12 protein-coding genes are annotated in these 14,516 nt (G+C 40.7%); 3 read left to right on the top strand and 9 right to left on the bottom strand.

Annotated features, from left to right (window positions below):
- The first annotated feature begins 158 nt into the window (after nt 1-158).
- Nucleotides 159-1,355 carry a hypothetical protein gene (locus tag A5N88_RS19225; protein ID WP_066268990.1) on the top strand — a complete coding sequence of 399 codons (1,197 nt, stop codon included), beginning with the start codon at nt 159-161 and terminating at the stop codon, nt 1,353-1,355.
- Between the two features lie 335 nt (nt 1,356-1,690).
- On the opposite strand, the gene hmpA is transcribed toward A5N88_RS19225, so the two are convergent.
- The 6 genes from hmpA to A5N88_RS19195 all read right to left on the bottom strand — a co-directional run bounded on the left by hmpA (nt 1,691) and on the right by A5N88_RS19195 (nt 7,548).
- Complete coding sequence (hmpA, locus tag A5N88_RS19220) at nt 1,691-2,968, bottom strand: NO-inducible flavohemoprotein (protein ID WP_066268987.1); 1,278 nt, start codon at nt 2,966-2,968, stop codon at nt 1,691-1,693.
- Nucleotides 2,969-3,437: 469 nt separating this feature from the next.
- Nucleotides 3,438-3,731 (bottom strand): RNA polymerase alpha subunit C-terminal domain-containing protein, encoded by a 294-nt coding sequence (locus tag A5N88_RS19215; protein WP_066268985.1) that lies wholly within the window; start codon nt 3,729-3,731, stop codon nt 3,438-3,440.
- 453 nt (nt 3,732-4,184) lie between these two features.
- Nucleotides 4,185-4,682, bottom strand: a complete 498-nt coding sequence (locus A5N88_RS19210) for a DinB family protein (RefSeq protein WP_066268982.1) — start codon at nt 4,680-4,682, stop codon at nt 4,185-4,187.
- Nucleotides 4,683-5,158: 476 nt separating this feature from the next.
- A complete protein-coding gene (locus tag A5N88_RS19205; RefSeq protein WP_066268980.1) occupies nt 5,159-5,563 on the bottom strand; it encodes a VanZ family protein in 405 nt (134 codons plus the stop codon).
- A 54-nt stretch (nt 5,564-5,617) separates the two neighbouring features.
- Complete coding sequence (locus tag A5N88_RS19200) at nt 5,618-6,289, bottom strand: SOS response-associated peptidase (protein WP_066268978.1); 672 nt, start codon at nt 6,287-6,289, stop codon at nt 5,618-5,620.
- Nucleotides 6,290-6,627: 338 nt separating this feature from the next.
- The gene (locus A5N88_RS19195; protein WP_066268973.1) at nt 6,628-7,548 is read right to left on the bottom strand and encodes a DUF1002 domain-containing protein; all 921 of its coding nucleotides are present in this window, start codon (nt 7,546-7,548) and stop codon (nt 6,628-6,630) included.
- A 992-nt stretch (nt 7,549-8,540) separates the two neighbouring features.
- Between A5N88_RS19195 and A5N88_RS19190 the strand changes: the two genes are divergently transcribed.
- Nucleotides 8,541-9,668: a M20 peptidase aminoacylase family protein gene (locus tag A5N88_RS19190; RefSeq protein WP_066270709.1), complete on the top strand. Its 1,128-nt coding sequence runs from the start codon at nt 8,541-8,543 to the stop codon at nt 9,666-9,668.
- 395 nt (nt 9,669-10,063) lie between these two features.
- Here the strand turns inward: A5N88_RS19190 and A5N88_RS19185 are convergent, their stop codons facing one another.
- A complete protein-coding gene (locus tag A5N88_RS19185) occupies nt 10,064-10,663 on the bottom strand; it encodes a histidine phosphatase family protein (protein ID WP_066268971.1) in 600 nt (199 codons plus the stop codon).
- 173 nt (nt 10,664-10,836) lie between these two features.
- Nucleotides 10,837-12,384 carry a gluconokinase gene (gntK, locus tag A5N88_RS19180; protein WP_066268968.1) on the bottom strand — a complete coding sequence of 516 codons (1,548 nt, stop codon included), beginning with the start codon at nt 12,382-12,384 and terminating at the stop codon, nt 10,837-10,839.
- A 567-nt stretch (nt 12,385-12,951) separates the two neighbouring features.
- On the opposite strand from gntK, the gene A5N88_RS19175 reads away from it, so the two are divergent.
- Complete coding sequence (locus tag A5N88_RS19175; protein WP_066268965.1) at nt 12,952-13,812, top strand: MurR/RpiR family transcriptional regulator; 861 nt, start codon at nt 12,952-12,954, stop codon at nt 13,810-13,812.
- A 194-nt stretch (nt 13,813-14,006) separates the two neighbouring features.
- On the opposite strand, the gene A5N88_RS25120 is transcribed toward A5N88_RS19175, so the two are convergent.
- A complete protein-coding gene (locus A5N88_RS25120; protein WP_157090730.1) occupies nt 14,007-14,177 on the bottom strand; it encodes a YwzD family small protein in 171 nt (56 codons plus the stop codon).
- Nucleotides 14,178-14,516: the final 339 nt, after the last annotated feature.

Below are 14,516 nucleotides of genomic sequence, written 5' to 3'. Positions count from 1 at the left end.
GCGCATCCTCATGAAGGAAAGCGCCTTTTTCATATAGGCTCTTTTCGTACTACATAAGGTTCAAGCATGCAGCCTAAATGACGTAAGACGAAAAGTGCCACGAGGACAACACTTTTGCGAAAAACAACAATCTATCTATTACAAGAAGCGGTGATGGGATGCTGAAAAAACATTTTATAATAGCCACTTTATTGGTATTGGCTTTGTCTTTTACTTATTTCCCCAAATATAGCGCCGCGGATACAGCCCCCGCATCAACAGACGGATTCATCATAGAGGCGGATGCAGTAGAGGGCGTTATGGGAATTCCTGAGCTGGTTAGCGGTGAAACCTCTTCCAGCTCAAACCAGCTGATGCTGCGCATACATTATACACACGCACGTATTATCGGCCTTAAGCTCACAAAGGTTTTAAACACCCCTTCCGGACCTGTAACCATTCAAATGAAAGCGAGTCAGCCAGTAGAGCTTAATCAGATGAGCGTCGATGCAACGAAACTGGAATTCGGGGGGATTTATGTCCCTAAAGTCGGTGAAATTGGGATGAAAAATGTCCGGCTTGTCGCCCACAAACAAACGGCGGATACAGCCGATCTTAATGGTCTGAATGTATCGTTTGTCAGCAATGCGTCGGCAGATACAACAGCCGACAGTGATGACGCTTTAAAATCTCTTGCAGACAAACTGACACAGCTCGTGTCGGGAAATGGCTTAACGCCAGGTGCTGACAGCCAGCAGCTAATCGATAAGCTTTTAAAGGGGGCAGTCCAGCAAAAGAATACCTCAACTGGCAGTAAAACAAATACGAACGGCACGCAGCCAAAGCCTCAAGCCAATACGAATGCAACAGCCTCTTCTGTTGATGAAAATAAGTCAAAAACTGCCAAGGTAAATTCTAATACTAAATATTCTCAAGAAGATTCATCCAACAACAAGCAAATAGACCAGCAATGTAAAACCAATCAACCAAGCCAACCAACTGAAAAGGATAAGACCAAAAAACAGCACGGCAAAAATTCAACTGACAGTAAAAGCAATCACGTCTTAACCAGCAGTCAATCCTGCCAGCAAGGCCAAAAAAATAATACGGATAAAGACCATTCTCCAGGCGATAACCAAAAGAACGTCAATTCCAGCGGAACATCCAATGGCTCCGACTCCTCTCCATCGAGTGGAACGAATGCCAAAGCAAATCCGCCAGGGACAGCTGACACGGGAACAAGTGCAGGAGCAAGCAGCGGTTCCTCCTCTTCTAATCCGGCAGGCGGTTCTTCCTCGAACCAAAGCGGATCTTCCAGCTCCAGTCAGAGTTCATCTGGAGGGTTGTTCGGATTTTTAAATAGCCTGCTTCCTTAGAACAGCCAAGACAAAGAGTCATCCATATTTTTTCGAACCCATTAAAAATTAAAATGAGTGTCAAATTCATATACAATTTGGCACTCATTTTTTTATTGGTATAAAGGGTTTTGTGGAAATAAGAAAATGTGTACCAATTTTTAAGGGGACACTGCTGTTCTGCCTCACATTTTGATAAACAAATCGTATAGTAGATTTCCATGTTAAAATAAAGCTTTTTCAAGATGATAAAATTGTCGCTTAATGGGTACGCACAAGAGCTATATTTTTTTATTCGAGAATGAAGGAAGAGAGATGCGCTTTTCGGCTCTCTCTACTATTTACCATAACAATGATTAAAGCTCGTCGTCCAAATTTCCAAAGGAGCCAAAAAACTCATAGTGAATCCTTTCTTCCGAAATGCCTAATTCTTTTAAAGCTTTATTGACTACTTTCATAAAGGTAGTAGGTCCGCAAAAATAAAATTGAGCTTCTGTGGCAGGCAGGATCTGCTGTAACCATTCCTTATCAATATAGCCTGCTTTATCAAAGAGCTTTTGATTTTTATCTTCTTCTGAAGGCTGTTCATAGATGAAATAGGACTTTACATTTTCATTCTTGTTGTCTGCATCTCTGATATATTCTCTAAATGCTTGTACACTGCTATTTCTCGCAGCATGAATGAACGTTACTTCTCGTTCTGGATATTCATCAATTAGAGTATTTAACATGCTCATCATAGGAGTTAAACCCACTCCACCACTTATTAAAACCACAGGCGCAGTGCTTTTCAGGTCCAAAAAGAAATCGCCTGATGGAACGGAAACAGGTAGCGTATCTCCTTCGTTATACAGTTTATGTAAATCTGTTGATACCACCCCTGCTGGCAACGCAGGTGTCGGAGAGTCTTCCCTTTTAACACTAATCCTGTAATAATTCTTTCGTGGACGGTCAGAAAGACTATACTGGCGAAGATGATTATACTGCTCCTCTTTAATATCAATTTTAACCGTTAAATATTGACCAGGGTAAAAAGAAGGAAGCTCTTTTCCATCCTTTGGTTTAAGATAAAACGAAGTAATAACATCGCTTTCTTTCACTTTCTTATCAATAATAAAGTCTTTGAAGCCAGCCCACCCGCCTGGTTGATTAATAGCAGTCTTATATAAAGTGTCTTCCATCCGAATAAAAACATCGGAAATTACTTCATAAGCATTTGCCCATGCAGAAAGAATTTCATCCGTAGCTGCGTCTCCTAATATATCTTTAATAGCTGCTAGTAAATTCTCACCCACAATCGGGTAATGTTCCGGAAGTATTTGGAGGCTTCTATGTTTTTGTCCGATCCGTTCCAAGGCTGGCATAATCGCGCTCATGTCTTCAATATTCGCAGCAGCAGCATAGATGGCGTTTGCCAATGCTCTTGGCTGATGGCCCGTAATTTGGTGTGTCATATTAAAAATATTCTTTAGCTCGGGATGCGTTTCGAACAGACGATGATAGAAACGTTTGGTAATTTCTTCACCGTGCTGCTGTACCACTGGAAGAGTCGCTTTAATCACTTCCAGGTCTTTGGGGTCAAGTTTTTTAACCGTTTTTAAGACATCATTCCAAACATGCTTATCTTGCTCCATGAACTTACCTCCCGAATTAAACATTATTCGTATTTAGTTTACCCAATTAGGGCAGTTACATTCGGGGAAGCGAAGGTTAAATGGATCATGGATTATATCATTTCTTGTCATTTTAAATGGGCGAGGCGATGATAGATTTTTACTATGGGAGAGAATAAATACTGCATGATATTGAAACCAAAACACCCTATAACCGTAAGAATAAAAAAGTTTGTTAACGCTGGTTTAGTAGAATAGACAAAACTCGAAAAAGTAAGCAAAACGAACATCAAATAACGAAGAAAAAACCGCTCCAGTGTTTTTCTTAAGAATGAAATGTTCTATTAGTAAATGAATAACCGGGAAGTTTCTTATATAAAAATTGTAAAATAGCTCATTATCCAGTAAACATAGCTCTAATTCTGTGAGATACACTATTTTTCCAGTAGTCAAAAATATTCCTGGAGGACAATAGTACTTTTTCTTGTATTTAGTTTCTGAAGGCTAATCCCATTTCCTTTAAAGCAGACCTAAGCTTAGGTAAAGAAGCGGGTCCCATACCATGAAATTGCAAAATCTCTTTTTCACTAAATGTTGATAGCTTTTGTAAAGAAGTTATTCCATTGTTTTCTAAAGCCCGTCTTGCAGGTGCAGAGAGTAGTGAAAGAAATCCATGTTCAGGTTTACGCTCTTGCTCACAAATTGGACAGGTTGGACAATCCGTACTTTTATAATATTTGTGTCCTTTGTTACAAATCCTTAAATTTTTTTCGGAATTAGTCATTTTCAAATGTCCCCTCTTCTTTAAAAAATTCTTCACCTTTCAGTCATATAACAACTATGTATGACTTTAAGCTATTTCTCTCTTTTTTTCCAAGTTCGGCGTTTTACCTTTTATGTATACTTCACCATCAATTTATAACAATACGCTCAGACAGCCCTCTCTATTTGAACTCATTTGCCGTTGGTCTAATAGAGGATTGTTAGATTTTAATATTGTTTAATTAGCAAGATTTTTTAAGTCCCAATTTCATCTGCTCACGACTATAAATATGAGACTTAATGTTGATTTCCTTATTGTGGACTCCCTCATCCTCCCTTAGGAGCTGCTGATTTCAGCAGGCATCCGTTGTAACACGATCTCTCCAGAAAAGAGAAAGCTTACAGCAGATTAACGTACAAAAATTGAGGTGATAAAAAAACCGGCAGGAGCCGGCTTTTTGGTATCATCATGTTATTAGCTCTTTTGAGCATTCATTGCTTCCCTTTCTTCTTTGCTGGGTCCATAGATCCCAGGAACTTTTAAGTTAGCTTGTCTCATAAGGACAGTCAATTGCCCGCGATGATGAGCCTGATGTTGAATTAACAGGCGGAAAACAGCTTGAACTGGCATATTCATTCCAAATAGATTCACCATTTCGTTCATTTTTTCATCTGAAACCTGTTCAGAAAATGCTTGTGCTAGCCGTTGACTTACTGTTTTGTAAGTTTCGCTGATTTCAGCAGCTGATTTCGGTGACTCTTTTTGAAGATCGGGAACTTCAAATGTTACTCCAACCTGCGAAGGAAAGTAATAAGCTGCCCCGGCAATGTGCCATGCCAGACTTCCAATGCTGTATAATCCCGGAGAAACCTCCTGATTCAAAGACTCATCCGTCAGCACATCCAGCACTTTTTGGGTAGCATCTGCTTCTTGTTTCCATTCGTTTAAGAAATCATTTACTGATACAAACATCCCATTCCCTCCTTAAATTGGCAAACCCTTCATTTAAAAAAGGGCTTTCACATTCATTTTATCATGTTCAGCTAACCATCCGCTTCATTCATTGGCTATAAATTCATAAATAACATAGTGAATTTACCGAAGGCATTATTACTCTCAAGTAAAGGAGGAAAAACAAGGTCTGGCTGATGTTTTCGGCAGCTTTTTCTTGCTTATGGGCAGTTCATGTAAAAAATAAAGTCCTTCTAAATAACAAACTATACCAATAAGTTAAACATTTGGATGAGTAAAGGAATGGTAAAACAAAAGAAAAGTTCTGGATGTCTCCTAATTAGGGGATTGTTGAACTTCAGGATTCGTTAAGGCTATAGGTTCAGTATAAACTGAGCTCATTTTTAAGATTCATCTTGCCTGTTGATTTCTGCAACACGCGAGAGACTCCATGGTTATTCCTCTTTGTAATAGAAAGCGACTTCCGTTCTCCTGTTTTATCTTTTCCTTCTTTTCGCTCTCACCAGGCGGACTATTAAAATGGCCACAATGGCACCGCAGGAATCCAGCAGTACATCATAATAGGAAGAAGTTCTTCCCGGCATAAAGGATTGGTGGTACTCATCGGTTGCTGCATAGATGGTTGTTAAAATCCATGCATTATAATAGGGATTTTTGGTAAAGGACAGTGTTAAACATACTGCTAGTAATCCCAAAATACTTAAGTGGGTCAGCTTTCGGATGAGGAAATTCAGTGTATGTGCCTCTGCTGCCTTTACACCCGTTATTTTCTCGATCACGTTTTGTGTATGGGTGCCCGTAGAGGATGGAGATGCAGTGAACAGAAAAATGATGATGCACAATAAGACTGCCATACTCCCCCAGAAAAGTGATTTTTTCATTTTGTAACCTTCTTTGACTTTATTTTATCTTTTTTTCACGTGAAACAGTTTCTTTTATGGGGCAATAGGCTGAATAAGGTCAGCTGAATCGATTTTTGCATAATTTACGCGGGTAGAGACTGGAACTGCCTCCATCTCTTCTGAGTCATAGGGAGTCAGCAGCGGCTGCAGAGTTGCCTCTTCTTCGACAGCACGGTTTAGCCAAATGGACTGCGCTTCCTTTGTCAGAATGACCGGCATCCGATCATGAATGCTTTCCATAAGCTTATTGGGAGTGGTTGTAATAATCGTACAGGTGGTGAGGACTTTGCCTTCATGCTCCCATCGATCCCAAAGACCAGCGAAGCCAAATAGACGCTGATTTTTCATTCTTATATAATAAGGCTGTTTTTGGTTTCCTTCTTTTTTCCATTCATAAAAACCATCTGCAGCAATGATGCACCTGCGCCTTTTTATCAGGCGTTTAAAGCTTGGTTTCTCATGTATGCTTTCCGCTCTGGCATTTATCATGTTATAGCCTATTTTCGAATCCTTAGCCCATGAAGGAACCAGTCCCCATTTTAAAAGTCCCACCCTGTTCCCTTCCTTCCCTTGTACAATGGAAAGGATATCCTGGCCGGGTGCAATATTATACCGGTATGAAAGCTCCAGGTCGTCCATGCTTAGGATATTAAAATATTCCAGCAGCTCTTCAGGGCTCGCATGCAATGTAAAACGGCCGCACATATTTCCCTCACCTCGTTATCCTCATCGAAAGATTGCAGGCAGATTGAGCTTTTATTTTACCATATTGCATGGTACAGCGTGAAACGTACATCCAAGATAGGAAAGAATCACTTCGTAAACCTTGTTGCTTTTAATACTCTGTTTTAAAGCTTATTTTCATTTTGACCTACTGGTGATTGGAGCACCCTGAGCGAAAATAAACCAGCAGGATGACCAGAACGCTAATCAATGTCTCTCTGAGAGCCCGATGCTGATTTGAAACCAAAACGGATTGAATCTTAAGGTGCAAAAAAAATCATGTAAAAAGACCAGGAGTGATAAACCCCTGGTCTTTTCATTTACTTAGATAAACTTGCGAAAAAGTTGCCGATGGAATCGAACAGCTGGCTAAAAAAGTTTGCTACCTTTTGCCAGAATCCTTTGTCCTCCACCGTGTTTTTCAGCTTTTGTCCAAACCCGTGCGTAAGATCACTCAGCTGCTTTTCCACATCTCCAAAATTGATGTTAAGCTTTCTCATTTGATTAAAGAGATCAATCAAAAGCTGTCTGTCTTTTGGACTTAATTGAATTTGAAGCGAATTAAGCTTGTCATCTACAATATTGGCTACATCCTGCTTCGTTGCCGGCTTTTGATTAGCCATTTCCTGTTTAATTTGCGTCAATAGCTGATTGACCTTGTCCTGGCTTATACCATCCTGTTTTGAAAGATTTGTAGCCAGGTTTAATTCCTGGTTGGCCACATCCGTACGGGCTGTATTCAGCGATCCTCCGGATGTGTCGTAGGCCTTGTAAATCCCGGTTAAAGCGGAATGTCCGCTTACCTTTATCGGGGAGGCCACTTCGACATCAGCATCTTTAATACCAGCTGTTAAAAGAGCATTTGCATACATTTGTTCGGTAACCTCTGTAATGTTATCAGGTGTAACAATTTTGATGTTAAGCCCTGATCCAGCATCTTTTCTCGTAATGATTGCAGATGAATACAGATGTGAATTAGGATCTCCATTAATATATTTCACAATGTCCGCACCGGTTACGGTTACCTCTTTTGTCTGTGTGCTGTCCGTAATCCCAAGAAGCGTTTTGGTCTCTTCCTTTTGGTCAGGTGTCAGGCTATCTCCAAATACAGCAATCGGATCGCCGAATTGCTCGTTAATGCTCCCGCTTGAATCATTGCTTGATGCTTTTACAACACTATTTAACGAAAAACCTACTGTTAAAACTAGGGCTAGCCCTATTGCGAAAATCCGCTTTACCATCTTCTCTTCTCCCTTATCATTTTAAAGTTTGTCAATAAGATAGAATGCCAATCTTATAGACGTTTGGAGCAGTGAAAGGTTTCACTTCACCTTATATCCTACTACAACAAAATAAAAACTTCATGAAAATATTATTCTTTTATCTGCATTTTGTGAAGAAATGTGCAAGCTCTTTACGGAATCTTCAGTACTTTAAAGCACAAAAGGGGTCTGACCCCTTTTGTGCTTTAGTGCATTAAATTTTTGGGATTATAGAGGAGAACGTACTGCTTGCTGGCCATAGCGTACCCTTTTTAAAGATTCCCCAGGAAATAACAAGCCTCGACAAAGGATCAGCATCAGCCATTCCTTGTCCTCTTTTAACAACGGATACCTTGTAAAACGGCCGTGAAATTATTTTTCTATGTTTTGAAATACATTGGAAATGGTGTAGATTTTTTCTTATTCCTTACATACACATATTAATAAGCCAAAAACACATATCGTTTCATGAAGAAGGATACCGTTTCCTAACTTAATTCGGCAATTACTTCCATTTGTCCGGATAATACATTATGATCATACTTATGAGTACCTCCGTTCCAATAAGGCTTCTATCCATGAAAATTCTTTTTATTCAACTTCTTCCCCGGATAAAAAGCATATAAACTATTCATTCATGGTTATTCCTTAATGTCGGAAATTTTAAAAAAGAACGCCTGGAAAACGGATTAAAAGAACGGCCTATGACAAAAATACTGCACAAAAAGCTTGCTTTATCAAAGGCGATTTTCGTAAACTTTGTTGCAATTTAAACACAAAAAAATAATGAAATTCACAGGCTCTGTAGTAAACCTGTGAATTGCTTACGAAAAGATGCCACGAAGACTCACTTTACACGAATGTAATACTTTTGAGAAAAGCAACAATCTATGCGAAAACAGCCTTATCGAAAAATGAATTTCACCATGGAGCCTATTGCTCCCATTGATGGTTACAGAAAGGATTTTTATATGGAGATGTTATCACCAGAATTTAAAGAAGAAATTATGAATATTTTTGAGTATCTTCATACCCACGCTGAAGTAAGCATGAAAGAATTTGGCACCACTCAATATCTCAAGGAACAATTAACATCCCTGGGATGCCGTGTTCAAACTTTTGATGATTGTCCTGGCGTTATTGCTGAGATTGGAGAAGGTAAGCCTGTGGTTGGATTACGTGCAGATATGGATGCCTTGTGGCAAAGAGTAGATGGCGATTTTCGGGCTAACCACTCCTGCGGCCATGATGCTCATATGTCCATGGCATTAGGAACCGCTATGCTGCTCAGTAAAAAGGCTGAACTGCCAAAGGGCACTCTCCGGTTCATTTTTCAGCCTGCTGAAGAAATAGGAAAAGGCGCGCTTGAAATGATTAAGCGAGGAGTCGCTGATGATATTGATTTCCTTTACGGTGTGCATGTCCGCCCGATTCAGGAGACAGCGAACGGACGAGCTGCACCTGCAATCCTCCACGGTGCCAGCCAATCAATCAGCGGGAAAATCATTGGGGAAGATGCCCATGGCGCCCGGCCCCATCTTGGCACCAATTCAATCGAAGTAGCTAGTACACTGATCCATGAGCTGGCTTATATTCATATTGATCCGATGATTCCTCATTCTGTAAAAATGACTTCGCTTCATGCAGGAGGAGAAAATTCCAATATTATTCCGGGCCAGGCTACCTTCAGCCTCGATTTGCGGGCTCAAACGAATGATGTGATGAAGACCCTCATTGATAAAGTCAAGCTGGCGGTTGAGTCAGTAGCGGAGTTTTATAAAGTGAAAATCGAATTGAATATTCCGGAAAGCCTTGCTGCGGCTACTTTAAATAGTGAAGCGAGAAATATTATGGCAGAAGCGATTACGAAGGTGCTCGGTAAAGATAAACTGGACGAACCGCTCAGGACAACCGGCGGGGAGGATTTTCATTTTTATCCTTTAAAACGTCCTCATTTAAAAACCACCATGCTGGGGCTGGGATGCGGGCTGGAGCCAGGGCTTCATCACCCTAACATGACGTTTGACCGGAACGCGATGTTCTCGGGTATTCAAATCCTCACAGAAGCGGTGCTGTTAACCCTAAAGGCAGCAAATTAGCTTTTTTATACTTTCTTATCCATGTACAACAGGGGATCCGTTGAAGATATAAAATAAAAGCTGCATTCCAGCGGTTGATTTTAACCTAAAAACAACTGGAATGCAGCTTTTTTATTTGGATTGAAGTGGATTGAAGTGTCTATTGTTTGTATGGACTCTAAATATAAAAAGAGCAGCAGGCATGCCACATTGTAAATATTGGAAAGGGGAACATGCCCGCTGCTATTATTTTCATCTTATCGATAAAATATTGGCCAAAAGTTAAGACATTGTTAAATTATTGTAAAATCCATCCAACGCACAAAACCTTTACCAACTTAACGTGGTAGTGCACAAAAAGGGTCAGACCCCTTTTACGGTTTAAAGCACGAAAGGGGTCTGACCCCTTTCCCGCTTTACTGAACATGCGTGTTGAGGTTTATGGTAATGAATCTGTTTGTGTTTTCGTCCTTTTGATAGACGGTAATACCAGTATTGTCCTGCTGCAGCCTTCCGTAGTTGCGATAAGGCATTTCAAGGGTTCCCGCAATAAACACACGGTTTGCCATACTGTGAGCTACCACGAGAATCGTTTCATCCCTGTGCTTCTCTGCCACTTCCTGAATAAAGTCGTTGTAGCGGTCAAACACCTGCTGGGAGGTTTCTCCTGTCCCCCCTGCTTTTCTGCTGCCGGGATCTTCAAGCCAGTCGGCCCACTCATGTATAAATTCTTCCCTGCGCTTCCCTTCCCAGGTACCATAGTTCATTTCGGCAATTCTCGGGTCCGGGGTAACCGTGAGACCATGCTCTTTTGCGATGATCGATGCCGTTTCATGAGCCCTGCCAAGTGAGGAAGAATAAGCTGCGGAAAATTCAACGTCCTTTAGAACCGATGCCACCTTCAGCGCTTGCCTTTTTCCCGTTTCAGATAATTCAATATCGGATATACCGCAGTATTTGTTCCCGTTTGCATTCCATTCCGTCTGTCCATGACGGACTATGTAGATACGCGTCATTTCATCAACCTCTTCACCTTATTAAGTCGTAATAATCCTTCTTCTCTTATTTTCACTTTGCTTCTTAAAAAGAAACCCCTTATGATCAAAAAACCCAAGGACCTTTTCCTTATCATTGGCGTCCAATAAAAAAAGTATGCCGAACAGAAAAAAGCGCAGCAGGGGGTCCCTGTCTACGCTTCTAAGTGCTTGCGCTGATATTCTGAAATCCTGTGGTAATCCTCCTCCATTTTACGTGCAATGGATAGGAAGATAGACATTAGCTCTTCGTAGACCTCCACATTTTCAGGAATCGGCTTAAGCTCGTTTGTAGAGCCGACCATATCCGCTACTGCATCGATGCTGTCAATCTCGCCAAGTGCCAATAATCCAAGCACCGCTGCCCCAAGGCTGGAGCTCTCGTAGCTTTCTGGAATATGGACCTGTGAGTTAAAGACATCGGCCATAATCTGCCTCCATAGCTTAGAACGGACAAATCCGCCGCTTGCCTGAATTTTTTTAGGCTGACCAATTAGCTCCTGCAGTGCTAACAAGACACTGTAGAGGTTATACATAACGCCTTCGAGTACTGCTCGCACCATATGGGCGCGAGTATGATGAAGAGCCAGCCCGAAGAAAGAACCTCTAGCATCAGCATTCCATAATGGTGCACGCTCGCCAGCCATATATGGATGGAAAATCAAACCATCGGAGCCTGGTGCAATTTTTTCAGCGAGTTCCGTCAACAGCTCGTATGCGTCTTTGTCTTCTGTTTTAGCTTTGTAGGTTTCCACCTGTCCAAATTGATCACGGGCCCATTGGAAGGTAATTCCCCCATTGTTCACAGGTCCGCCGATGACCCAATGCTTCTCCGTTAAGGCATAACAGAAAGTTCTGCCCTTCGGATCCGTTATTGGACGGTCACTGACTGTACGGATCGCACCGCTTGTCCCAATTGTCACAGCAAGAACACCCGGCTGGATCGCATTTAACCCAAGATTGGAAAGAACCCCGTCACTCGCACCAATAATAAACGGTGTCCCAGGAGAAATGTTCATTGCAGATGCATGCTCTTCGTTAAGGTTTTTCATGACATGTGTTGTCGGTACAAGCTCAGGAAGCTTATCTTCACTTATATTGGCAATTTCAAGGGCTTCTTTGTCCCACTTCAATGTTTCAAGCTCGAGCATGCCCGTAGCCGATGCAAGAGAGTAATCCATGATGTATTCCCCGAACAATTTAAAGAAGACATATTCCTTAATGCCGATAAATTTATGCGTTTTTTCTACAATATCCTTATGCTCATTTTGAAGCCAAATTAATTTAGAAATAGGAGACATTGGATGGATCGGAGTCCCCGTTCTTCTGTACAGCTCCTGTCCTTTTTTCGTAGCCTTGAGCTCTTCCGCATATTTCACGCTCCGATTGTCTGCCCATGTAATACTCTTTGTCAATGGATTTCCATCAGCATCGACTGCAATCACACTGTGCATAGCTGAACTGAAAGATACAAGACCAAGCTCGTCTTTTTTAATCCCGCTTGTTAACATGACTTCCCCAACTGCCAGTATGACCGCCTTATAAATTTCATCCGGATCCTGTTCTGCAATAGAAGGGGTTGGACTGTGAAGAGGATACCCTTTTGAAGAAGTCGTAATAACTTCTCCTTTTTTTGAAAAAAGCACGGCTTTCGTACTTGTCGTTCCTATATCAACGCCCATCATATAACGCGACTGTGCCATTTATTATCACCTCGAATTGATTTCCTTTTATACTATAGCACTATTCATAAAATTGAACAAAAGGGCTTTCATTTCTGTCTGCCATTGGAGTTTTCAGCACAAGACTGGCCGCCAGAAACCCTTTCTTTTAATGATGTGTCCATCGCTGTTTTCTCTTAAAAAGGTCAGAAAAGTGAAATTTAACAGACCCAGCCCATTAAACGGCTTGTCTCTCAAAAAAGCAGGCTATTTCTCTTTAGTAGAATTCCAATATATGCATGTCAGAATACCGGACTGCAGCATTTTCTTGATTCCAAAAAAGTTTTACCGCTTACAATTGTATCTTATGAAATATTTTTTCATCCAGAAACTATTTTAAAATAAATTTTTTTTATTTCAAGGAATATGTTTGTAGTATGCTCACTTTTGCTTTTAATGTAATCCCTTTAAACTCTGTTTCCATTACCCATTAAGCGTTTACAAATAAATAAAATATTTTTTATTATCGTAAACGTTTACAAAAAATATTTTTTTATCTGCCGGGATGTATTACAATAGGGAGAACAAGTAAAAGAGAAGGTGATAATTATGGGAAAATCCCTTCAATCATTCCCTTGTCTTCCGCGTATTCGTTCCTTGTATACAACGATGAGTGTGAAGGAAAAAAAGATTGCAAATTATATATTGGAAAAACCTGAAAATATTATACACAGTACCATCAATCAGGTCGCGGACGATTTGCGTGTTGCGGATGCAACTGTTTTTCGTTTTTGTAAGCGCTTAGGTTATAACGGTTTTCAAGCGATGAAAATTGCCCTGGCATCCGAAGTGGTTGCTCCTATTAAAGATATCCATGAAACGATTCAGACGGGCGATACTGAAAGAGAGATCGCTGAAAAGGTCTTTAAAGCCAATATGAGAACCTTGGAGGATACACTTTTTGCGTTTAATGAAAATAGATTTGAAGAAGCAGTAGACCTGCTGATGAGTGCTCGTAAGGTGGAATTTTACGGGAACGGGGGATCCGGAATGATCGCAATGGATGCGCATCACAAATTTCTTCGGACCGGGATCCTTTCAGGGGCGTATACAGATTCCCATTTTCAGGTGATGTCGGCTTCTCAGCTTACAGAAGAGGACGTTGCGGTCGTAATATCTCATTCAGGTTCCAATAAAGATACCCTTGATGTGTTAAAGGTAGCCCAGCGCAATGGGGCAAAATCGCTTGGGATTACCAATCTTGCCAAATCACCTTTAAGCCAAAAGGTTGACATTGCTCTCTTTACCGTCGCACAAGAAACCGATTACCGCTCTGAGGCTCTTTCTTCAAGAATTGCCCAGTTAAGTTTAATAGATGCTCTTTACGTAAATGTAATGGCAAAAAGAAGCGAAGCCGGCCATACTTCTCTACAGAAAATAAGAGAGGCCATCTCTTTAAAAAGAATATAGCAGACAAGCTCTTCCACTTATCATTTTGGAAGAGTTTTTTTATAAAGACTGTTTTCAAATCGTACAATGCATAAATCTATATGATGTCGTTCACGTCATCTTCTTCGATTTATCAAAAGACTGCAGACAACTTTTAGAATGCACACAAATTTTCCCCATGCAAAATAAACCGGGCCGCTGCCTCCCTCGTTTCGTTACATGTCGGTCCCTTCTGCAGCAGCCGTCTGAACCAAAGGCTTTAACAGCTCCGACAGCTCCATCATCAGCTCCATCGGCGAAATTTCAACCATTTCGTTTCCTTTTTGATAGGCAGCAGACAGTGCCTGTTTAAATAGTTCTGAGTGATTGTGATTTCCTTGGCTCATTTCTTTCTCCTCCTTGGCATATTCCAACATATCTCAGGTCTATTCCCATTATTCGACATGTCTAAACAAGTTTCCTTTACATATTCTTAACATATGTATAATTCATTATGTGGAGACTTATCCTTTTAGAAATGGGTTCTAAATAGGCTTGCTACCATCTTACTGCTGAATGTTTAAGTTTCTGTTAACTTTTTTTAAAAAATTGTCGGAAAAAAGAAGGAATCAGCAGCAGACAAACTTCGTAGATTTACGGATGGATGTTGACTATCATAGGGAGGAGACCTGCAGGATGATCAAGGCATTATGCAAATTTGAGTAAAAGCCTAAAGTTGAACGATA

The organism is Heyndrickxia acidicola, from assembly GCF_001636425.1.
GTDB lineage: Bacteria > Bacillota > Bacilli > Bacillales > Bacillaceae_C > Bacillus_AE > Bacillus_AE acidicola.
This window is presented reverse-complemented; position numbering and strand designations above follow the sequence as displayed.